The 23052-nt window shown below is 42.5% G+C and carries 18 protein-coding genes and 4 pseudogenes; 6 read left to right on the forward strand and 16 right to left on the reverse strand.

From position 1 onward, the window contains the following. Window positions 1-195 precede the first annotated feature (195 nt). Complete coding sequence (locus VL20_RS11185) at window positions 196-801, reverse strand: LabA-like NYN domain-containing protein (RefSeq protein WP_002739868.1); 606 nt, start codon at window positions 799-801, stop codon at window positions 196-198. 100 nt (window positions 802-901) lie between these two features. Then, window positions 902-2515, reverse strand: a complete 1614-nt coding sequence (gene metG, locus VL20_RS11190; protein WP_052276546.1) for a methionine--tRNA ligase — start codon at window positions 2513-2515, stop codon at window positions 902-904. A gap of 156 nt (window positions 2516-2671) precedes the next feature. Here metG and VL20_RS11195 point away from each other — a divergent pair, with 156 nt between their 5' ends. Next, window positions 2672-3388 (forward strand): lysophospholipid acyltransferase family protein, encoded by a 717-nt coding sequence (locus tag VL20_RS11195; RefSeq protein WP_002758823.1) that lies wholly within the window; start codon window positions 2672-2674, stop codon window positions 3386-3388. An 841-nt stretch (window positions 3389-4229) separates the two neighbouring features. Here VL20_RS11195 and VL20_RS11200 read toward each other — a convergent pair. From VL20_RS11200 to VL20_RS11210, 3 genes are read right to left on the reverse strand one after another with little or no spacing between them, the layout of a single operon-like run. Then, window positions 4230-4913: a Rho termination factor N-terminal domain-containing protein gene (locus VL20_RS11200; RefSeq protein ID WP_002758822.1), complete on the reverse strand. Its 684-nt coding sequence runs from the start codon at window positions 4911-4913 to the stop codon at window positions 4230-4232. Next, window positions 4910-6250, reverse strand: coding sequence for an AAA family ATPase (locus VL20_RS11205; RefSeq protein WP_052276547.1), 1341 nt, complete (start codon window positions 6248-6250; stop codon window positions 4910-4912). The genes VL20_RS11200 and VL20_RS11205 overlap by 4 nt, the downstream gene beginning before the upstream one ends. Before the next feature lie 59 nt (window positions 6251-6309). Beyond that, complete coding sequence (locus VL20_RS11210; RefSeq protein ID WP_052276548.1) at window positions 6310-7407, reverse strand: RRXRR domain-containing protein; 1098 nt, start codon at window positions 7405-7407, stop codon at window positions 6310-6312. 294 nt (window positions 7408-7701) lie between these two features. On the opposite strand from VL20_RS11210, the gene VL20_RS11215 reads away from it, so the two are divergent. Further along, window positions 7702-8121, forward strand: a complete 420-nt coding sequence (locus VL20_RS11215; protein ID WP_052276549.1) for a GAF domain-containing protein — start codon at window positions 7702-7704, stop codon at window positions 8119-8121. On the opposite strand, the pseudogene VL20_RS11220 reads toward VL20_RS11215, so the two are convergent. Further along, window positions 8101-8469 (reverse strand): annotated as a pseudogene (locus VL20_RS11220) (NAD(P)/FAD-dependent oxidoreductase); the annotation flags it as partial. The gene VL20_RS11215 and the pseudogene VL20_RS11220 overlap by 21 nt on opposite strands. Window positions 8470-8657: 188 nt before the next feature. After that, the gene (locus tag VL20_RS11225) at window positions 8658-9884 is read right to left on the reverse strand and encodes an ISL3 family transposase (RefSeq protein WP_052276550.1); all 1227 of its coding nucleotides are present in this window, start codon (window positions 9882-9884) and stop codon (window positions 8658-8660) included. A gap of 411 nt (window positions 9885-10295) precedes the next feature. Between VL20_RS11225 and VL20_RS28215 the strand changes: the two are divergent. The 3 genes and pseudogenes from VL20_RS28215 to hemC all read left to right on the forward strand — a co-directional run bounded on the left by VL20_RS28215 (window position 10296) and on the right by hemC (window position 12707). Next, a pseudogene (locus tag VL20_RS28215) lies at window positions 10296-11369 on the forward strand (IS630 family transposase). Between the two features lie 4 nt (window positions 11370-11373). Then, window positions 11374-11541: pseudogene (locus tag VL20_RS11240) on the forward strand (element excision factor XisI family protein); the annotation flags it as partial. A gap of 206 nt (window positions 11542-11747) precedes the next feature. Continuing rightward, window positions 11748-12707, forward strand: coding sequence for a hydroxymethylbilane synthase (gene hemC, locus VL20_RS11245; protein WP_002758817.1), 960 nt, complete (start codon window positions 11748-11750; stop codon window positions 12705-12707). Between the two features lie 153 nt (window positions 12708-12860). On the opposite strand, the gene VL20_RS11250 is transcribed toward hemC, so the two are convergent. From VL20_RS11250 to VL20_RS11275, 6 genes are all read right to left on the reverse strand, one after another. Then, window positions 12861-13739 (reverse strand): sulfite exporter TauE/SafE family protein, encoded by an 879-nt coding sequence (locus VL20_RS11250; protein WP_052276551.1) that lies wholly within the window; start codon window positions 13737-13739, stop codon window positions 12861-12863. 201 nt (window positions 13740-13940) lie between these two features. Then, complete coding sequence (locus tag VL20_RS11255; protein WP_002786812.1) at window positions 13941-14486, reverse strand: rhodanese-like domain-containing protein; 546 nt, start codon at window positions 14484-14486, stop codon at window positions 13941-13943. Then, window positions 14446-15210 carry an MBL fold metallo-hydrolase gene (locus tag VL20_RS11260; protein WP_284526102.1) on the reverse strand — a complete coding sequence of 255 codons (765 nt, stop codon included), beginning with the start codon at window positions 15208-15210 and terminating at the stop codon, window positions 14446-14448. Before VL20_RS11260 ends, VL20_RS11255 begins: the two co-directional genes overlap by 41 nt. Before the next feature lie 207 nt (window positions 15211-15417). Beyond that, window positions 15418-15729 carry a ferredoxin gene (locus tag VL20_RS11265; RefSeq protein WP_052276552.1) on the reverse strand — a complete coding sequence of 104 codons (312 nt, stop codon included), beginning with the start codon at window positions 15727-15729 and terminating at the stop codon, window positions 15418-15420. Window positions 15730-16328: 599 nt separating this feature from the next. Beyond that, on the reverse strand, window positions 16329-17099 hold the full coding sequence (locus VL20_RS11270) for a peroxiredoxin-like family protein (protein ID WP_002758812.1): 771 nt from the start codon (window positions 17097-17099) through the stop codon (window positions 16329-16331). After that, entirely contained in the window at window positions 17096-18232 is a 1137-nt protein-coding gene (locus VL20_RS11275) for an anhydro-N-acetylmuramic acid kinase (protein ID WP_052276553.1), read from the reverse strand. The genes VL20_RS11270 and VL20_RS11275 overlap by 4 nt, the downstream gene beginning before the upstream one ends. A gap of 237 nt (window positions 18233-18469) precedes the next feature. On the opposite strand from VL20_RS11275, the pseudogene VL20_RS33760 reads away from it, so the two are divergent. After that, window positions 18470-19678, forward strand: a pseudogene (locus VL20_RS33760) (RNA-guided endonuclease InsQ/TnpB family protein). 34 nt (window positions 19679-19712) lie between these two features. Here the strand turns inward: VL20_RS33760 and thiS are convergent. The 3 genes from thiS to VL20_RS11295 form a co-directional block, all read right to left on the reverse strand. After that, entirely contained in the window at window positions 19713-19922 is a 210-nt protein-coding gene (gene thiS, locus VL20_RS11285) for a sulfur carrier protein ThiS (RefSeq protein ID WP_043999042.1), read from the reverse strand. 408 nt (window positions 19923-20330) lie between these two features. Next, window positions 20331-21347, reverse strand: a complete 1017-nt coding sequence (locus VL20_RS11290) for a thiamine phosphate synthase (RefSeq protein ID WP_052276554.1) — start codon at window positions 21345-21347, stop codon at window positions 20331-20333. A 282-nt stretch (window positions 21348-21629) separates the two neighbouring features. Further along, window positions 21630-22241, reverse strand: a complete 612-nt coding sequence (locus VL20_RS11295; protein WP_052276555.1) for an IS607 family transposase — start codon at window positions 22239-22241, stop codon at window positions 21630-21632. Window positions 22242-23052: the final 811 nt, after the last annotated feature.

Raw genomic sequence — 23052 nt, forward strand, 5'->3', positions numbered from 1 at the left:
TACCTACTTAACTGGTCACTGATAACTGATCACTGATAACTGATAACTGGTCACTGATAACTGATAACTGATAACTGATAACTGATCACTGATAACTGATAACTGATAACTGATAACTGGTCACTGATAACTGATCACTGATAACTGATAAAGGTGGGAATTACCCACCTTAAACTTGATTTTTGCCGAATTTTTCTAGCGACTGCTACGATCTTGGTCTAAGACGCTGACGGGGAAATTATTATAACCAACGTGATGTTTGCTGGTTTTCTGAATTTCTTCTTTGATTTGATCTAGATCAACATAGCGATCGGCTACATTAATTAAACTATCACTGGTCATCGATCGCAAACTAACCACTTCCACCCGCGCACCACGGTAACTGACGGAATCGGCAGCATAGGCCAAATCCCCATCACCACTGACAATTACTGCGGTATCATAGGAACCCACTAGCGCCATTAAATCCACGGCAATTTCCACGTCAAGATTGGCTTTTTTGGAACCATCGGGTAATTGTACTAGATCTTTAGCGATGACTCGATAACCGTTGCGACGCATCCAGAGGAGAAATCCCTGCTGTTTTTCGTTAGTGCGATCAACTCCAGTATAAAAGAAGGCGCGCAAGAGACGAGAACCAGCAGTTAAACGGCAAAGTAATTTGGTGTAGTCAATTTCGATACCTAATTGCAGGGCCGCATAAAATAAATTAGAACCATCAATGAAAATCGCCACACGACCGCGATTTTCTAGCACTTGTTCGGGGGTGAAGACTGGGGCCGTGTCATAATCATCAAACATTTTATTTTTCCTCGTTTGTTAAAAGTTTAGTGTTGGGTGTTTGCCAGTTGTATCCCAAAGGACAACAGACCTTAAAAAATAGAGTTATCAAAAAATTCCTTTAGGAATCGTTTAACGGCAGTTCTAGTTTAGAAAAGATCGGTTCAGGTGTTCCTAGTTGTGGATTTGTGGGTAATCCCCATTGACAGTGTTGGGAAAAAGAGACACCATCAGGGGAGTTTTCCCCATCCTCCGACCTGAAAGTATTAAAATCAATAACAAAACCTAGTTGTTGATAAATTTTACTGCTCAAGGTCGGTATTATCGGTGAGAGTAGGTAGGCAGAGAGTCTTACTGATTCCAAAACTGCGTAGAGGACTTGTTCTACCGCTGCTTGTTGTTTCTGTTTAAATAAACTCCAGGGCGCACTCTCATCGATAAACTTGTTACTAGCGCGAATTAACGCCAATATTTCCTCACAGGCTTGATTAAATTGTAGCGCATCATACTTCTGTTCAACAATGACCCCTAGATTGATCCCCATATTCTTAAGACGATTATCGTTGGGGATATCTACGCCAGTCAACTGGGGAGGGATATTTTGGCAGTATTTTTTAACCATGCCTAGGGTGCGATTGAGGAGGTTGCCTAAATCGTTGGCTAAATCCGCGTTAAGAATATTAACAAATCTGGTTTCCTGAAAATCGCCATCCTGTCCTAATTCAATCTCTTTGACGAAATAGTAACGGACGGCATCGGCCCCATAGCGCTCAACCAAATCGAAGGGATCGAGGGTATTACCGAGACTTTTGCCCATTTTCCGCCCGTCTTTGGTCAAAAAGCCATGGCCGAACACTCTTTTGGGCAAGGGTAAACCCGCCGACATTAGCATAGCCGGCCAATAAATGGCATGGAATCTTAATATATCTTTACCGATCAGATGCAGATCGATCGGCCACCATTTGGCCAAGGCATTTTCTAGGGTGGGTTCGTCTTCCGGGTCGAGAAGGGCGGTAACATAGCCAAGAAGGGCATCAAACCAAACGTAGATGGTATGCTGACCATCGTGGGGAATGGGAAACCCCCAAGCCACATTAACCCTAGAAATGGAGAAGTCCTGTAGTCCTTGGTTAACGAAGTTGAGAACCTCATTACGTCGGCTTTCCGGTTGAATAAAATCGGGTTGCTCTTGGTAAAGTTGTTCTAGTTGCGTCTGATATTTAGAGAGACGGAAAAAATAGTTTTCCTCGTCGCGCCATTCGGCGGCCAGATTAGTATGAATGGGACAACAGCCATTATCTAACAGTTCTCTTTTTTCCTTAAATTCTTCACAGGCGACGCAATACCAACCCTGTTGGCGATCGAGATAGATATCGCCCTTTTCCCAGACTCTTTCAAAAAATTCGTTAACAATTGCCTGATGACGGGGGGCAGTGGTACGACTAAAGCGATCATACTGGATCTGTAGCTTTGCCCAGAGATTGGCAAAACTGGTGGCGATGCGATCGCAGTGTTCCTGGGGAGCGAGTCCTTTGGTTGCCGCAGTCCGTTCGATTTTCTGTCCGTGTTCGTCGGTTCCTGTAATTAGGAGGACAGAATTGCCCTGTAACCGCTGCCATCGTGCCATAACATCCGCTACGATCGTTGTGTAGGCACTACCGATGTGAGGGATATCGTTGACATAATAAAGAGGTGTTGTTAAAGCAAATGTTTTTCGCTCATTTAAATCATTCATGAAATTTATTTTTTTAAATAGACGAGGCTGCCCCGAGGCTGATCCGTAGATGATTGGGACACAATCCCTTATATTTTATGATCCTCTAATTCTGTTTTATCCTTTAGTTGTAGTCTAAGTCAATAAAAACAATCTTAAGGCCGATTTTTTTTTTCCATGAAGCTGCTTACCCCCCTATCCACCTCTCGTTTAATTCTTGATACCACGCGCACGAGTCTGTTTACCGTCGGTCAAGAAAATCTACCCAGCCAAGGAGTGGCGATCGTGGTAAGTAACCATCGTAGCTTTTTGGACGCGCCGATCTTAATTCAAGCTTTGGGCAAAACTCTCCCGATCGCCTGTCATCACTACATGGGAAAAACGCCGCTTTTGCGGGAATTAATCGGAGAATTGGGCTGTTTTCCCTTTGATACCCCTGAAAAACGCCACCGGACTTTTTTTCGGCAAGCAACGGATTTTTTACAGTCCGGACGATGGATCGGTTTATTTCCAGAAGGTGGATCGCCGATGTTAAATTTGACTGCTCCTCGTCAAATTAGCCCTTTTCAAAGCGGATTTGCCCATTTAGCCCTGCGTTGTCCCGTGGAGAATCTATCGGTCTTACCTGTGGCTATTCTCTCCGAGTCGGAAACTGTTATTAGTCCTTTTCCCGTGCGTTTGCTGCGCTGGTTAGATACCACGGAACCTTTATTCGATCAAGACGGTTGGCATCCCGTTGTCTTTTATCATCGTGTCAAGGTGGCGATCGGTCGTCCCTATGGAATTACTGAAAGCGATCGCTCAGATTATCAAGGTAAACAAGGAAAAAAAGCCCTTAATCGTTTAATTGGTCATTGTCAGTCGGAAATTAGCGATTTATTGCTGAAGGGCTAACGAATTCAGGAGGCAGGAGACAGGAGACAGGAGACAGGAGACAGGAGACAGGAGGCAGCCTTGAATCAGTTATCATACTAAATCCGTTGAGTAACGCACAGAAAACGGGTTTCTCCGAGAAACCCGTTTTCTACTCATGCAAAAGGCAAAACGGAGAATAAATAGGGTCTGCTGAAAAAGTTTTTCCTGGGGGTAGGAGTCAGTAGCCGGTCGTCAGTAGCCAGTCGTTTCAGGCTTTGTTGCCCTTGTTTTGTGTACCAAGCGATGTACTACAAGAAGGATAATGCAAGGTTTTTGAAAGTCCCAATCCTATTTTCGCAGCATGAACATCGGACTTTAACAGGTCAAAAGCCTTATTTTAAAAGGGTTTTACCATTATTCAGCAAGCCCTAAATAATCAGTTTTTAATAACTGGATTTAGTATCAGTTATCAGTTATCAGTTATCAGATGTAAGTTTTCAGTTCACTGATTACTGTTTACTGTTCACTGTTCACTGAAAATACTTCCCATCTTGAATCAGTTATCAGTTATCAGATGTGAGTTTTCAGTTCACTGTTTACTGTTCACTGTTCACTGAAAATACTTCTCACTTCCTAACTCATAATTCATAATTGATAGTGGAGTGATTTGTTATAAGTAGGGAGGCACAATTATTTGTAGGATGGGTTAGCAGTAGCCTAACATGATCGGGCGTTGGGTTTCATGCTTCAACCCAACCTACGTTCTAGGGTTGATTCAAGGTAGGGTTGATTCATGAATCAACCCTACCCCGACTGATTACTGTTTACTGTTCACTGAAAATACTTCCCACTTCCTAACTCATAATTGATACTCCTTTTTCTATTGCGCTAATATTCTGACTAGCTCTGCTTTCTTCATCTTGCTTAAACCAACGATTCCTTTTTCTTTGGCTAGAGTCTTTAATTCAGAAACAGTCTTGAGTTTGAGAGTTTCTTCTGAAAACTCCTCAATCACTGCATCTTGAGGAGTGAGATAAAAGAGAGTTTTGAGTAAATCTAATCCCTTCCCTTTTGTAATTCCACACTTGAGGGCAACAATTGAATCTAAACTCTTCCAGAATTGACGGGGAGCTTCATCAATCCTAGCAGTAGCAGTGGCTAATTTAACTGTTTTTAGGGGGCTATTCGGTTGTTCAATCAAGAACTGTAAAGCAGATTTAATTTCTTCTCTTGAAGCTGTTGACAGATTTAGTTTTGGGGTTTCTTCTCTTGCCAAAACTCTGGATATATTCCTAGCATCTTCTGTTCCATCGGCAATAATACACCAAATTCTTTCTAGTCCAGCCCTTTCAGCCACAGCATAAACAAATGAGTTGCCGATAACTTCATAGCGATCCTCTGATAGTTCTTTCACGATTACAGGCAGCCAATTGCGTCCACCTGTCTGCTGTAATAGTTTAGCAGTAGCTTCAATTAAAAAACTATCAGCATCGGTTCCATTAGTAATTTCTATTTCATCTAGGTATAGATACTTTAAAGTACCAATATCGGTATATTCCATCATTGTAAAAAATACTCCTTTGCTAAGTCTTTGTAATAGTCATGAGCGGAACGATGTTTATAAACGGCCGGCACGCGAGCGAAGGCAGCACTGGCTATAATAGCGTATTCTGGCAGGTGATGAATATGTAAATCTTTTTTGGCATCAGTGTATCTGGGATAAAAATAAGGTAAAAGGGTTTTGTCATTTTCTAGTATTTGATCAATTTCTTTTTGGGCAAGCTCTAACTGTGGTTGAGTAATCTTCTCACCGTTGAAAAAAATTGGTAAGGCTATGGGAGTCCCATCTTTTTTAAAATTTTGCATTTGCGGCAGAAACTCCTTGATGGCAGTGGCTGCATTATTAAGGGAGAATGAATTGTTATGTTTTGTGGGTAAGAGGACAACATCGGCAGCATAAACAGCCAGCTGGCTAGGAAATCGCCAATTGGGAGCTGCATCTATAAAGATGTAATCATATTCATATCTAGCTAAGTCTAATTTTCTATGGAGAGTGAATATTTTCATTTGAGAATTATACTGAAATTCCGGATACTCTGCCATTTTAGGATCAGCAGGAACAACATCGAAAGTAATTTTTAATTTTTTAGTCTGAAAAATGTAGATATAGGGACGAATCACTGATTTTAGATCAATATTGCGGTCAGTTAAAGCCTTTTCTAGTAGGCCATCTTCTGGGTTTATATTTAGGAGAGAGCTAGTTAAATCTCGTTGATTAAAATCAAAGTCTAAAACTAGAACTTTTTTACCTAAAAAAGCAAGAATAGCCGCAAGATTTATGGTTGTGGTGGTTTTGCCTACACCGCCTTTATTATTGTAAACAGTAACCGTTAATGCTTTGGGAGTCTTGTCAATTTTTGTCTTGATCCGAGCTACAGTCTCATCAATGTTCTCAGGAGTTATTGCTATGCAAGTAGTGGCAGGAAAAATGATTTTACCATGTTTTCTAAATAACTGGATGTGTGAACCGTTAGTGATAATTCCCCATTGGGCTGCTTGACAGTTATTCCCTAATAACTGACGCTTTAACTTATCGACAGTTGCCTTATAACTTGGACTATTTTCAGTTAGGTTAATATCTCTACCCTTTAACTCTATCAGCAGAAAAGGATTACTCTTTGTCTGCAAAAAAATATCGTTTTCTAGGTTTCTCCGAGTGGCAAAGTCGGTAATCCCACCGCCTCCCGTGTCGTACTGTGGAATTATCTCCGTGGTTGAAAATCCTAAATATGATATCAGGTAAGGTGCAAAGTTGGTGCTAACAATAGCTTCCGACGCATTTTGAGGCAAATGCTGAAGATAAGATTTGAGACTTGTTACTCTGGGGGTGTTATCTTTCATCGAAAAAATGGGTCTGAAACCCCGCCCTTTAGCGATAGCGGAGGGCGGCTTTATATAAGTTAGCGAGAAACAATTAAACCGTTAGAACGACGAATTAACTGAATCTTGCTAACAGCTATCTGTCCCAATCGTTGACCATTGGTATCGCTTACAGATAGCTGTTTTTCGGTATCTCCACTGACATAACCAATCCCTTTGGGAGAAGAAACTAAATCTCCTTTACGGAACCCATGTCCTGTGGTAGAGCCACCATATTTACGTCGTTTACCACCTTTAGAAAAAACCATCAGGTGAAGTTGACGACGACTAATAGGAGGACGTTTGATGACAGCGAAGGGAGCGTTTGTTACTTTAACATAACCCTTCCAATCATATCCATGTCCATTAGTATTGTGAAATGGCCAATAATCTAAAAATTGAAAACAGGCAAGAGCAATTCCATCGTTAGCATGACTTTCTGGTGATTGTTCTGCTTTATTTTTCGACTTTTCTAGTCGCAAATATTTTCTGAGATTAGAGGTTTGCCAACCAAAGCGAGTATGGACTGTTGCCAATCGAGACAGTTGCTCAATAGCCCATTTTTGTCCGACCATAACCGACGAGAAACCTTTTCCAGACTTAGCTCCTTTTCTACCAGAAGTTAGATCAATATCGGCTTTGATGTACTCAAAGTAAATATCGGTAATTGGATAGATTTTGGTTAGTTCGGAAACGACTCGAAGTTCAAGTTGACGATTAGCTCTGATTGAGGGAGCTAATTTTCCTTGTCTTCTATTTGAGAATCGTTTTTGTCGATGCGCTCTTAGATTAAAAGAAAGTTGGCGGTTAATCCGTCTTTTTCTACGTCCTCTTCGCATTAACCGTCTATTGTCCAGGCGCTCTCTTACTCGTTTAAAAGGAAGTTCTAAGTGAGCCTTCCAAAGAGTAAAAAGGGAGGATTGAACACCAATTCCAGAGAATAATTTCCCCGGGTCAATACCAATAGCAATCGGTTGGGTTTTACTATCAGAAGGTTCATCGGTTAGCTGGACATAGAAAATATCTAAATCGTTGAATTTACCGATAGCTTTTCCTTCTTTAATCCACCGTCTGGCACGACTGGGTTTGGTGGGCATCAACGGTTTTCCGTCTTTTGAGATAACAGGAACTCTTGCCATGGAGATAATCCTTAAGAGTGAAGTTAAAGTCCCTTACCGCAACACAATCAAGATGTCTTGTCTAACAACGCTTTACCAATAAAGCTGAGAGGGAATCCGAACTAGGGAAGTATTCGGAGGTCTGTGCCAGATTGTGTCTCGATGCGGTAGTCTCTACTTGCGTCGCCTAAATTGGTTTAGGCACGCCCCTTTTAGGGCGGGGTTAGTGACTTCAGTTCACAAACTATAGACTAAAGTTAATGAATTGCTGTTTTTTTGAGTATAACACTCTATTTCCTCAACCCCTAACCCATTATGGAAAAATTAACTAATCTCGATCGCATTGCTGAAGAAATTTTAGGTTTAATTCCAACAGAAACGGTTATCATTGCCCTATTTGACGGTGATAGTATTGATTATCGGGCGGGTGCAGGTAAAAACACCGGGGCAATTGTCGGCAAAAGGGGAGATATTGCCACGTCGGGATTGTGTACGGTGGTTTACCAGGGTAGTTGTCCGGTGGTGGTGGGACAAACCCTAGGAGATAATCGCATTCGTCAGGATATAGCGGTGGCTTTGGGGATAAAAACGGCTTTAGCTGTGCCAATTAGGGTTAATAATCAGTTATTTGGTGCAGTAATGCTTTTAAATCGTCTCGATGGTCAGGAATTGACCGATCGAGATAGTTTATTAGTGGAGGAATATCTGAACTCGCTATTCAGAGATGAGGGATAGAAGCGGTTGGGTAATCCAGTTGAATGCTACGGCGATTTGATGGTTAAGGGTGGGCAGACGGTAGAGATAGACTAAGCGACGGGTAAGATGGGCAAGGGGACCGGCTAATTGTAGTCCTAAACCGCTAATCGTAGCTTCATCGATGCCGAGGGTCAACATTTCGCCTAAAGGTTGATAACGGAAGGGTAAAGCTGGTTGATCGTGGAAACTCGCCCAAATATTCCAAGCGCAGTAGTCGGACTGTTGAAGGGCCACTTGGGCCGTGGCAGCATAGGGTTTATCCTCTTGGTGGCGACCATCGGCCGCATCGCTGATCGCGTAGATCCCAGAGTTTTCGACAGTACCCAGTAACGGGGCGGCGGAAATTCTCTTAATCCCTTCTACAGCACAGGTTATGGCTTTTTGTCAACGGGGAAGTCCAGATATAAGATGAACGTAGGTTGGGTTGAAGCATGAAACCCAACGCCCGATCATGTTACGCTACCGCTAACCCATCCTACAAATAATTGTGGTTCTTCCGAACTTACCATGTAAAATCAACTAGCAAAATGCCAATTTAATAAACATCTAAGACTAAAGTTTTTAAAGTTTCTAAATCCATAGCCTCTCCTTTTAATCACCTTCAGTTTATTATTAATTCCTTCAACTGTTCCCTGGGTTGTTCGGTTATCAAAATAGGCAGTTATTTCGTCAATCCACCGCCGAATTGTCTGGCAGCTTTTAGGAAAGTAAGCCATCGCCTTTTTGAGCCAATCACTCAAGGCAAATAATCCCTCATTCCCCTCCGTATTTTTCTCAAATACTTCTCTAAATTCCTCTTTTAATTTGTGCATTTCCCCAAGTTTTGGAGACACTTTATATACTTCTTCCAATTTTTTCCTTTCTTTCTCTACTAAGTCTCCTTCATTCTTTAATAAGGCATATTTGCTCTTGGCTATTCCTGCTAAGATATTTTCTTTATTTTTCTTATTTTTTATCTTAGCTGCCTCTCTTTTTACCTCCTTTCTTGCTTCATCTAGCTCGTTATTTACTTGTTTCATTACCTGGAATCTATCCCCTACTATTTGAGCTTGAGGCATTAGTTTTTCTGCCACATTTTTATACCCTATCCACAGGTCTATACTTACTTCCTCTATTTGGCTCAAAACCTCTTCTCCCCAGTGTTTCAGATATTCTGTTAATGCTTCTTCTGTTCTTTTTTCCACTAAGCCTATAATTTTTCCTGTGTCTATATTTACTAACACAGCATAGTAATTTCCTTTTCCCTTTATCATGGCTATTTCATCTATTCCTAATTTTTTTAGCCCTTGAGGTTTTGCGGTTATTAACTCTTCTCCTAAGTCTTTGAGCATCGTCTCTATTTCTTGTTCGCTTACTCCATTTCTTTCTGCCGTATTTTTGAGATCACTATTCAGGACTTCGGTCACTATTTTTTTTCTAAATCTGTCTGTGTAGGTTCTTTTCTTCGGCAAATAATTTAGTTCTTCTGTGAATTTTTTCCCACATTTCTCGCATCTCATCTGACGACGATTGATTCTCAGATATAATGCCTGTTCTCCAAAGGGTAAATCTCGGATTGTTAATTCATTGTTTTGATGAACTTTTTCCGTTTTACTTCCACAATGAATGCACTGGCTTTCTCTTGACATATTTTCTAAATGTAAAACAATTCCTATATCGGTAATAATTTGATAATTGGTAACGACAACTCCTTCTAGGTGAAGTAGCTCGGTCATTAACTTTAATTGTGGATTTGATGGCATAAGTATAGCTTGTGTCTAAAATTGCTGGTCTTGGCTGTCTATATTTTAACCAATAAATTGCTGTATTGCAAGCATAGTCAGCTTTTAAAGATAAATTATTGTTTTATTGGTCAGCAATAATTGTCTGTTTTTTCTTTAATTTTACATGACAAGTTCGGAAGAGCCATAATTGTGCCTCCCTACTTAATACTAAATCTGGTTATTAAAAACTGATTATTTATTCCCCCTTTTGCATGAGTGCCTCTTGCATGAGTGCCTGTCTTTATAAGTAGCATAATGCTCAACGGATTTAGTATCAATTAATGTCTGTGAGTTGGCAAAATAGAAAAAGATAGCCTGGTTGTGTCTTATACCAAATTTCAAAAACTATGGCATACTTATAGAAAAGATGATTAAGTGGATAAATTAGCGATGCCAGTCGTACCCAAAATTGATATTGTTGAGTCAGTAGAAGATTTAAAAGAATTAATGAAACAACAAAAAAGTAGTTTAGCCTACGCTAAAGTACAGTCCTTATATTTTTTGAAGATGGGGGAGGTAGAGACGGTTCGCCATTTAGCGGTATTAATGGGACGAGGGGAAAGAACAATCCATCGCTGGTTAAGTTTTTACAAAAAAAGGAGGAATCGAGCGATTATTATCTGAAGGAAACCCACCAGGAAGACCGAAAAAGATTTCGGTAGAAGAAGTCGCTCTTTTACAAAACGAATTAAAAGACCCAGTGGGTTTTACCAGCTATAAAGAGATTTATTTTTGGCTCTCGGTCGTTCGAGAAATTTCCGTCAGCTATACAACAGTTTATCGTCTCGTTAGACAGGAATTAGGAAGCTCAATTAAAAGTACCTAGACCACGAAATCCGAGACAATTGCCTGGCGAAGTAGATGAGTTTAAAGCGAACTTATCTAAACGACTAAAAGCTTTACTAGACAGGGAAAGCGAGAAAGTAAAGCGTTACGAGAAAGTAAGTTTTTGGTGCGAGGATGAAAGTAGATTTGGTTGTCACACTATTGCTCGGAATAAAATAACTCTTTTCGGAGTTAAGCCGATTGGTAATTTTCAAGATAACTTCCAATGCTTTTGGCTGTACGGGGCTGTAGAGCCTCGACAGGGAAGAAGCTTCTTCTATGAATTCTCCCCTTTAGATGGGGATTGTTTCGGAGAATATCTATTACAACTATCGCCAGCTTTTCCCAATGAATTACATATTTTACAAGTAGATAACGCTCCTGCACATATTGCGGGACACTTAGAAATTCCCGACAATATTATCTTGTTTTATCAACCTTCTTGTTGTCCTGAAGTTAACCCCGCAACAGAGAGTTTGGCTGTACCTGAAAAATTTTCTGGCATGGGAAACTTTTGAATCTCTTGATGCTTTAAGAGATAAACTCGATGCTCTTTTAAATCGTTTATCCAATGACACTATCGGGTATTTAACGGGATGGTCTTGGATTTTAGAAGCTCTATGTCTGTCAGGAATTTAGAAATTTGGTATTACATCTTGATATAAAAAATGGCGAAATTTGGGTTCAACATGATGTCCCTGAAGTGGGAATCGCCAATGAATTAGTTAATTTAGGTGTTCCTAAAGAGGATATTGTCTTAGCTCTTCATGAACCTTTAGTTAGACCCTATACAGGGTTTGCAGTCGGTTAATTTTTTAGATACCAACGCAGAAACCGAACCACTGACCTTAAAACTTTGACCCCTTCCCGAAAACCCCATAACCCTATTTGTCTAAAAATATTAAGAGATGTAACTATTTATGCCTAAGCTAGAAAGTGATTACTCAACAGGGGTGAGATCAGGATAGTCTAGATCGAGCAGTCAGATAGATGTTTAGTTAAATTCCTACTTCAGATATGTCCGTTTCTAGTCCTCCTCGTTCCCTGCGTATCGGTTCCCGTAAAAGTCAGTTAGCCCTAGTACAAACCTATTGGGTACAGGCAGAATTGAGTAAACACCACCCCCATCGACAGTTTGAGGTGGAGACGATGAGTACCCAAGGCGATAAAATTCTCGATGTGGCCCTGGCGAAAATCGGTGATAAGGGTTTATTTACCAAAGAATTAGAAGTGGGAATCTTGGATAGATCGATCGATCTTGCCGTCCATTCTCTCAAGGATCTGCCCACTAAGTTGCCGGAAGGCTTAATCTTGGGTTGCGTCACCGAAAGAGTTAATCCGGCCGATGCTTTGGTGGTAAATAGCGAAAACCAAGACTATCAATTAGACACTTTACCAGAAGGTGCGGTAGTGGGGACTTCTTCCCTGCGGCGATTGGCCCAGTTGCGTTACCATTATCCCCATCTGACTTTTAAGGATGTGCGCGGCAATGTTAACACCCGTCTGGCAAAACTGGACGCGGGAGAATACGACGCGATTATTCTGGCAGTAGCGGGATTGGAAAGGTTAGGATTGGGCGATCGAGTTCATCAGGTTATTCCGGCGGAAATTTCTCTCCATGCGGTGGGACAGGGGGCTTTAGGGATAGAATGCCGCGATGCTGATCCAGAGGTTTTGGAAGTCCTAAAAGTGTTGGAACACGCCCCTAGCCGCGATAGATGCTATGCTGAACGCGCTTTTTTACGGGAGTTGGAGGGGGGTTGTCAAGTTCCCATCGGAGTGAATACGGCGATCGAGGATGGTATCCTAACTTTAACGGGTATGGTGGCTAGTCTCGACGGTAAGCGCCTGATTAAGGACTCGGTTAGCGGTGATCCTAGCCATGGGGAAGTCTTAGGACGAGATTTAGCCCATAAAGTGCGCGAGGCTGGTGCTGGAGAGATTTTAGCCCAGATTTTCACTGAAGTGGGACGATAATCAGTGATCAGTGATAAGTTATCAGTGGGTAAGTTATCAGTTATCAGTCTTAAACAGCAAAAAGCTCCAGTGCCTCTCCCATGCAGTTTTAACAAGTGATGTGGATAGGCAAGCAGCTGATCAGTATTGCAGCAATTCTCCCAGTATCGAGATTTAATTGACTTCAGTTCGATTGATAGTCTTCTCCGCCGGGATGATAGAATTGCCTTTCGGAGTCAGGAAATTGTGCAAGATGTGACGATTTTGAATTAAAACTAAAGTTGCGATCGCTAAGAGAAAATAACCAAAACCTTTTTGTAACTGTTTTGCGGACACAAACTGTCCCAGATAGGAACCGATAAGAGTACCGAGAGCAGCCGCAAAAGCAAAGGATAGGGTTAACTGCCAATCGACGCTAATATGACCTAAATAACCCAGTAATCCGGCTACAGAATTGAGGAAAATAATCAGCAGGGAAGTGGCGATCGCTTGAACCATGGGGATTTTACCCAATAATACCAGCGCGGGAACGATAGCGAAGCCTCCCCCAACCCCAACTAATCCCGTCAGGACACCCACAGCAATTCCTTCGCTCATTAACCAGAGCCAGCAATATCGGCAGACTGGTTGGGGGTAGAGAGTCAGATTTTTTTGCCGATCGCGGGCTTTATAATCAGGATTATCTATCTGTGCTGATCTGCGGATCATAAAGGCTGCCGCTAGGAGCATTAGTGTCGCAAACAGGAGCATCTGGAAGGTGGCAGTGACAAAGGGTAATGTGGCTAATCTTGCTCCCAAAAAAGCCCCTACCATCGTGGCAGAACCGAAGATAAAAGCGGTTTTTAAGTTAATGTTGCCTTTTTTCCAGTGGGGAATCGTGCCGAGTAAACTGACACTACCGATGACTAGAAGCGTCATAGCGATCGCAGATTTGGTCGGTACTCCCATCACATAGACTAGAATCGGTAATGCTAGTACAGAACCTCCTCCTCCTAACAATCCCAGACTAATCCCCGTACAAACGGCTAATAAATGTCCAATTAACCAAGTCATTTCAGTTATCAGTTATCAGTTATCAGTTATCAGTTTCTGAAGGCAACAGGCCCCAAGTAAAGAATCTGACAATTCTCCTACCTAAAAAGAAGGCTAGAAACTAAGTACATCTTAGGTTTTAGATTCTTCTCTTGTTATCAGTTATCAGCAAATCATATTTCATTATTTACTGGTTACTGATTACTGATGACTGATTACTGCTTACTGATGGGGTTGATTATAGGGAAGTTTAGCCAGAAGCATAGCTAAAGCACAGGTATTACTAATCCCCGCAAAAACTAGACCAGAACCGACAAAACCGCTTAAAATCAGGAACCAAGGCGAGAGAAAGGCTCCTAATACTGTTCCGAGGACTACTAAGGAACCAGCGACGATCTGCACCTGACGGAATAGGCTAATTGGCGCATTTTGGTCTTTTTCGGTGGCATAACCCGCACTTTTCCAAGTATTTAAGCCGTTTTTAAGCTGGGCAACTTGGCTAAATCCTGCCGCAATCAGTTTTTGTGCTGCTACAGTGGATCTGCTGCCGGAATTACAGTAGAGAACTAGGGTTTGATTGGGGTCAAAAGCGATCGAATCGGGGTTAAAACTGGAAAGTGGTACTAATTTCGCCCCTGGAATGCGATCGCTTGCGTACTCCCCCGGTTCTCGCACGTCAATTAAGCAAACTTCTCGACGCTCAATTAAGTTTTTTAAAGTATGGGCATCAAATTCTAGTAATTTTGCCTGATTTGTGGTATTGGTCATCGTTAATCTCCTGAATGGATCTTGAAGCTAAAACAACTCCTAAATTACCGCAGCCTTGGTTAGCGGGAACTGCCTCCATGATCTTTTTGGGATCTGGTAAATTAAGACTGTTCATAAACTCGATAAATTGTCTGCGGTTACGTCCGACAAAACGGGGATTGTATTGTTTTTCTTCGGCAATGGTGGAGACAGTTAAACCGCGATAGTCGTGGCCGGGATAAACTAGGGTACTATCGGGGAGAGTGAAAAGTTTTTGCGTGACCGAATCAAAGAGGGTACCAGCATCGCCGCTTTGGAAGTCGGTACGACCACAACCTCGGATAAATAGGGCATCTCCCGTCAAAATATGACTGTTATTGACTAAATAGGCTAGATGACTATCGGTGTGACCAGGAGTAGCGATCCCTTTGATGGTGATATTTCCTAGTAACAATCCCTCTCCATCTGCCAGATGGCGATCAGCACAGGCTACTTGAGCATTTTCGGGAACTATACCCAGACAGCCTGTGATTTGCCTTAATTTTCCAGTTCCTGTGACGTGATCGGCGTGAATATGGGTTTCTAAACAGTATTTTAGCGTTAATCCTAGCTCCTGTAATTGCCGATCATCCCTTTCCACCTGTTCCCGCACTGGATCCACCAATACCGCTTCCTTGCTGACGGGATCGGCAATCAAATAAGTATAAGTGCTGGTTTCGGGATCAAACATCTGACGGAATAGCATTATCTCTGACTTCCTTTATATAACTTTATAACTATACTACCATATAATTATGAATTTGTAGAAAACCTCTAGCAGGATTAATTTTTTGGCTGTATCTCACTGTCGAGTCAAGAGGCAAAAATACAAATAAAGCGAGAACTGTCGCTCTTGCAGTTCCCGCTCTATTATTGTTGGAGTATCTAACCCCCAAATAAATATTGAGTTAAATTAGTACAAATATTCTTCTTTGTGGGTGACGATCACACAGTCAGAAGTAGGATAGGCGACACAGGTGAGGACATAACCCGCTTCAATTTGATCATCATCTAAGAAGGATTGATCAGACTGATCAACGCTACCAGATTCGATTTGACCAGCGCAACTAGAGCAAGCACCAGCACGGCAAGAAAAGGGTAAATCTAATCCTTCTGCTTCTGCTGCCTCGAGAATATATTCATTATCGGGAACATCAATTGTCTGGTCGCCACCAGGTGTTTTCAGGGTGACTTTATAAGTGGTTGTCTTTGTTTTTTTTGCCATAGGTTGTTCCTCAGTCTTAAAATCCCTTCTCTCGCCGTTTAAACTGAACGGGTCGAATGAGTTTTCCTTTTGATACTACAGGAAAATTTACCCGGCTCAACTTAGCATTAGTAATGACAGCCTTAAATAAACTTAAAATAATATTTACTTATCTCTTAGGTAAATAACCCCCGATAGTTGTGGATCAATCGTTAAATAATCTCATCAATCTTTAGGTAATAAGTAGTCATGCAAAATAAATTTCCTAGTGAAGATAGGCAAGGAGCAAAAGCTTGATCGAAATGTGTAATTAGGGTCTGCTGAAAAAGTTTTTCCTGGGGGTAGGAGTCAGTAGCCGGTCGTCAGGAGCCGGTCGTTTCAGGCTTTGTTGCCCTTGTTTTTTGTACCAAGCGATGTACTACAAGAAGGATAATGCAAGGTTTTTGAAAGTCCCAATCCTATTTTCGCAGCACTAACATCGGACTTTAACAGGTCAAAAGCCTTATTTTAAAAGGGTTTTACCATTATTCAGCAAGCCCTACTTAAGTAGTTTTTTAGCTATCAGCTAGAAAAGGTAAAAGTCAAGAGTTGGGAGTGAGCGAGATGCAGAATAAAAAAGCTTAATCCTGCAAAAAAGCGAGGGGATAACTCATATTCTCAGCAAATCCCAAGATACCTTGATCCCGATGCTCATAGAGTAAATTTCCTTGACTATCAAATAAAAAAGTCCCTCCCCGTTGGGTGAGATAACTACTATCGGGGATATATGTTGACCAATTGCCCAAAACTTGACTCATATTACGAAGTCTCAGGGTGGCTAATTCAAAAGGTCGCTGAAAACCTTGACCCCCAGCAAGATTGAATAGGGAACCCCGGAAAGGTGGTAAAGGCCGCGCTTGCATTGTTTCCTCCTCGGCAATTAATTGGGGGGCTTTGCGATCGCCAAGATAACCCCGCAGCACTTCGGCCAGAGTCCCCGGACTACCCACACCCGCACACATAAAAATTAGATTTAACCAAGCATTTTGCCCGGGAGAAAACCCAGGTAATTTTAGCGATAAACCGCGATAAAGTCCTAATAAATTATGTAATTCGGCTTTGGGGTCAACAAACAGCCAATCTTGCCGAAATTTCGTATATTCAGCGAATTTTAACCCTGAATTGCGATCGCCGATACCGATGGCACGAATGGTTATCCCGGCATTTTGCCAAAGGGCTGCCTCTTTTTCTAACCACCAAGCGTATTCGAGACTATCAAAATCTCCCAATTGCGGCCAAACAAGAATTAAAAGACGTTTATAATCGGCACAATCGCTTAAAATTGGCACTATTTGCCCATCGCTGACCCTTTGGCGTTGAATTGTTGAAAATATTTCATAGCTGCTGCTCATCTGTAAATTTCTCCTAATAAAACCGCTGCTTTTGCCCCCGTGACTTGCGGTAAATTACCGGGGAAATTGTGCCAGCGCCAATAGGCCAAGAGGGCAAAAGCGATCGCTTCTTTAAAATCGCTATTTAATCCTACCTCATCAGTGGTCAAAAGCTTGACATTTGACCCCAAATGTGCTAGGAGTCGTTGGCGCAGGTAGGCATTACGAGCGCCACCACCGCAGAGCAGCACTTCCGCGGGCATTTCTGGCAAAAAGGTTTGATAGCTGTGGGCGATCGAAATGGCGGTTAAATCGGTTAAACTAGCCAACCAGTCGGCATCACTGAGGGAATAAGCTTGGGCATCCTCGCGCAATTGGGCTAGATAGGCGGGGCTAAATAACTCTCTGCCAGTGGATTTAGGGGGATATTGTTGAAAATAAGGCTCCTGTAGCCATTTATGAACTAATTCGGAGCAGGGTTGACCCTGAGCGGACCATTGACCGTTATGGTCGTAGGTTTGTTGGCCTTGGCTCAAAAATTGTACGGCCAAATCGATGAGGACGTTGCCCGGTCCAGTATCCCAACCGAAAATTTTCTGCTGCCAATTTTCCCTTTGTCGGGGGGGTAGATAGGTTAAATTGCCAATACCGCCGATATTTTGAACGCAGCGGGTTTTAGTGGGGTGAGAAAGCAGATAAGCGTCAATTTTCGGCACTAGGGGCGCACCGTGACCAGCTTGGGCGATATCGGCAGCGCGAAAATTACTAATGGTGGGAATACGGGTGATTTTTGCGATCGCTGCTCCCCGTCCTAATTGTACCGTGTAACCGAGGCGATCGTTTGCGGGGGGTCGATGAAAAACGGTTTGACCGTGACTGCCGATTAATTGGGCTTTTGGGGCTTCTTTTTGGATATTTAAAGCGGCACGGGCGAATTCTGCGGCGATATCATCATCTAAGCTGGCTAAAGCTTCAAGGTCGAGCTTTTCTCCCCCACAGACTTGTAAAATTGTCTCGCGTAATCGGGGGGAATAGGGATAGGTTTCTCCAGCTAATAATTGCACCTGTGGAGATTCCACTGTACCGCTAATCTCCACTAAAGCGGTATCGATACCATCCACCGATGTGCCACTGATTAAACCGATAACTAACAAGTTTTTTCCCTCAACTGTCGATTGTTGATTATTTTATCTTGAATGTCGGGGTGAAGACCCTCGCGCTTAGCGACGGGATGAAACCCCGACCAGTATAAAACAGCGAAGCACGACATTTCGACACATTTCGACACATTTCGAGGGGCTTCGATGTAAGAGCTTCGATGTCAACTAAAATCTTGACAATCCGATGCTCTACAGGTTAACTTAAAATAAGTTGTTTGAGGTCGATAAACAATGATTGTCTTAGAAATGAAAGCCGTGGTCAAACCAAGTCAGTGTTCTGCCATTGATGAAGCTATTCGTACAGTACAATTCATCAGAAACAAAGCATTAAGGCTTTGGATGGATGCCAAGAGAGAAGACAAAATCGATAAATATTCTCTCAATAAATATTGTGCAGTTCTCGCCAAACAGTTCAAGTTTGTCGATACTCTAAATTCTACTGCTAGACAAGCATCGGCCGAACGGGCTTGGTCAGCTATTGCCCGTTTCTATGACAATTGTAAGAAAAAAATAAAAGGTAAAAAAGGCTATCCCAAGTTTCAGAAAAATAATCGTTCTGTGGAATATAAAAACTGTGGGTGGAAACTATCAGAGGATAGAAAGAAAATAACTTTCACAGATAAGAAAAACATTGGGACGGTTAAACTAAAAGGAACTAGAGACCTAAACTTTTATCCTATAGACCAAATTAAACGAGTTAGAATTGTTAAACGAGCGGATGGTTATTATGTCCAATTCTGTCTTAGCGTTGATATTCGGGAATATGCTAAACCCCTAGAACCAACAAAAAGATGTGTGGGATTGGATGTAGGTTTAAAAGTTTTCTAGGCTAATAGTGATGGGGAAACAGTAGAAATACCGCAATACTATCGCCAAGCAGAAAAAAGATTAAACCGACTGAATCGGAAGAAATCTAAAAAGTTTAGAAAAGGTCAACCCCAATCAAACAACTACCAAAAAGCTAGAAAGAGATATGCTAGAAAGCATTTAAGAGTAAGTAGGCAACGTAAAGGCTTTGTCGAAAAAGAGGCATTGCGCGTCATTAAATCTAACGATTTTATCGCTCAGGTCAACTTAAATATTCAAGGCATGGTAAAAAACTCTAGACTAGCTAAATCTATTAATGATGTGGCTTGGTCCACTTTTCGGCAATGGTTAGAATATTTTGGTTTTAAATATGGTAAGGCTACGGTAGCAGTACCACCCCATAACACGAGTCAAAATTGCTCTAATTGTGGTCAAAAAGTCCCTAAATCTCTATCTACAAGAACCCATATTTGTCCCCATTGTGGCTATGTAGAAGATAGAGATATTAACGCCGCTATCAACATTCTCAAAAAGGGACTAAGTACCGTGGGACACACGGAAACTAATACGCTTGGGGAGAGATTCCCTCTGGTTTGGTTGGATACGTCCTGCCAGATTAAGGAAACTCAGTGAACCAAGAATCCCTCGCTTAAGCGCGATGGGAGTGTCAACCCCCTCCGACAATAGTAACAATTTCTAATTTATCCCCCTCCTTGATTTCCGTGTTTTCCCAATACTGACGATGGAGGATTTCCCCGTTATATTCCACCGCAACTAACCGAGGATTCATGCCCAAATTTTCTAACATTTGCCCTAGTTTAGTTGCGGGTAAACAGGTTTGAGTTTTGCCGTTAATTTGCAAGGTTATTTCTGACATGGATTTGGATAGGAACAAATGAATTAATCGGAGGAGACAGGAGACAGGAGACGGGAGACAGGAGACAGGAGACAGGAGACAGGAGACAGGAGACAGGAGACAGGAGACAGGAGACAGGAGACAGGAGACAGGAGACAGGAGACAGGAGACAGGAGACAGGAGACAGCTTTTTTCTCCTCACACCCTACACCCCACACCCCACACCCTACACCCCACACCCTACACCCCACACCCTACACCCTACACCCTACACCCTACACCCCACACCCTACACCCCACACCCCACACCCTACACCCTACACCCCACACCCTACACCCTACACCCTACACCCCACACCCCACACCCCACACCCTACACCCCACACCCCACACCCCACACCCTACACCCCACACCCCACACCCCACACCCTACTTTAATTGGTTTAATAATTGTTGTGTCACCACATCGGGATGCTGCGCTTCCATGATGGCCCGGACTACAGCTACCTGTTGCGCTCCTGCCTCTAAAACCTCTTTAATGTTACTACTATCAATACCACCGATCGCAAACCAGGGTAAAGGGCAATTTTCCCGCGCATAACGGACATATTCCAATCCTGCCGGGGTTTTTCCTGCTTTGGTGGGGGTGGCATAAACCGGCCCGACTCCCACATAATCGGCCTTTTCTTGGATTGCTTTGGCCATCTCTTGGGGATTAGTGGTGGACCGGCCGATAATTGCCGTTGGGCCGAGAAATTGCCGCGCTAGGGAAATCGGTACATCCTGTTGACCGAGATGAACACCATCGGCATGAATGGCCTGAGCAATATCGACGCGATCGTTCATAATAAATAAAGCATCGTAATGGTGGCATAACTCACACAGTTTAGCGGCTTCTTCTAAACGAATGGTATCAGCGGCGGTTTTATGGCGGTACTGCACCAATTTTAACCCCCCTTTTAGGGCTAATTCGACGATTTCTAGCAGATTTTCGGCAGGAGAAGTGACTAGATAGAGGGGAGATGCTTGCAGTTTTTCCAGAGGTGGCGAGATTAATAGTTTACTCTCTAGCTGATAAACCCGATAGCGCAGCTGTTTACAGGCTATCCCTAGCTCCAGATCATAGAGTTTACCGTATTCTTCTAAAACCCTAAAAGCCTCCTGTACGCGAGCGAGATTGGCCTGCAGCAGTCCCTCGACAGTCTCCCGGATTTCTTCCCTGGGATGGCTTAAATCCCTGCCGATATCGCCGGCCGTGTCCCGATGTCGTTTAAGATCGATCGAGTGCCAACTAGCTAATTGATGGCGCATTTCTTTACATTCTTGGGCTAAATCGGGATTATCTAAGCCAAAACGACACCATTCTTCGATAATTCGCAGTCCTTCTCTGGCGCGGTCAAGGTTAGCATCGAGAATCCGTTTAATCGCCGTGGTTTCTAGTTTCATTTGCCGTCAATGTGGATGTCAATATAGCCGTCAGCCAATTTGATCCCCCTCAATCCAGCTTGGAAAAGGGAACTTTCCTGGTTTTCCCCCCTTTTTTAAGGGGGGCAAGGGGTAGGGTTGATTCATGAATCAACCCTACCTTGAATCAACCCTAGGGCAAGGGGGGATCAAATTCTCTTTATCATCTCAAATATTACTATTCTTGGCCCTGGTTCGGGGAACAGTAGAGGCGGCATCAGACAGCCAACAAAGAGGGATAAGAAACCCAGGCCAAGGATAATTTTAAGCCACACGGACATCCTTAAACGCCCCTAGGTATTCTAGTAATTGCTGATGAGCCGGGTTATGTAGTGGGTAGAGATGATCGTAACAGATGGTGATGAGGGCTTGCAGATCGTCCACTAAATCCTCAGCTGCAATGGATTCCTGGGGTTGATTGAGGATAATGACTTGGATTTTGAAGAGACGGCACAAACCCAAAATAAAATCATGACAAAAGAGACTAATAGTTTCCGCATGGGTTAAAACTAGACATTTCACCTCACCCTGACAAATCATCTTCACTAGACGCATAAAATTAGGGTGATTGTGGCTGACTCCGTCGCCGATATCGGTGAGAATTTCAAAGGGTTGACCCTGCTGATGGCAAAAGTCTTCTAACGCTTTTATCTGGGTGTCTAATTGGGGTTTTTGTTCAGGTCGATTAACACGAGCATAGCCAATAATCAATGGGGTTGCTTGACCAGATTGTAAGAGATCTTCCGGTCGAAATCGGCGATGACCGCCGCGGGTACGAATTGAGACAATTTTACCCTGTTGTTCCCAGCGCCGGAGGGTTTTAATGCTAACTCCGAGTAAATCGGAAGCTTCTCGAATAGTGATGAGAGTATTCATAGTATATAAGCTGTTAAGTATTTAAATTGCTTGTTGAGATGAGGAAAGAGGCACTCATGCAAGAGGCAACAGTAAAGGGATTGGGTTAGATTCGGCTAATCTAAGAATAAGGTGTTTAAATGCGTCTTAACTTAACCCGGTTTTAATTAAAGAAATTTCTCGAGAGAGAATCGTCCAACTTTAGACAGTCAGTTGTCCACTTTTATACTGCCATTGCCCTACGCTGGTAACTATAGATGATTTAGGAAAATTAGTCATACCTCTTTAGATAGAGATATTCAACGGGATTTTTGGTCTTTCTAAAACCTGAGTTTGTCCGGGGGTCGCAGGGGTGACATTTTTGTAGGAGCAAAAGGAAGTTACCGTAGGGATGAATTGCCTTCCCCCCGTTTTCCCCGTTAGGGAGTTGATTGCCATCGAACTCCAGTTTTGACTGTCAAAACTGTTAAGTTTTATACATTGTACCTCTCTTGATTAAGTTTTGTAAAGACTGGAGAGATTTTTTTTAAGTAGAGCCTGTTTATTTGTCCAACTTTCACCAAAAAGCTTGGGTATATTTGTCAACTTTTGGGTAGTTATGTTCGGGGAAAACTGCTATAAATTTGACAAAAATATATAAATATTGCCGAAAAAAAGTTTTCTAAAACACAGGGTAAGCGAAGCGCATCTTAACAATCGTTAACAAAATGAACTTGATTTATGTGAGTTGCTTACCCAGAGGGTGATTCAGGAATATTTGAGGAGAATTTGCCATCTCAATTGTTAAGCAAAAATCGACCAAATGTTAAGAATTCCTAACTGTTTTGATTGA

This window comes from Microcystis panniformis FACHB-1757 (assembly GCF_001264245.1).
In the GTDB taxonomy this organism is placed as follows: domain Bacteria; phylum Cyanobacteriota; class Cyanobacteriia; order Cyanobacteriales; family Microcystaceae; genus Microcystis; species Microcystis panniformis.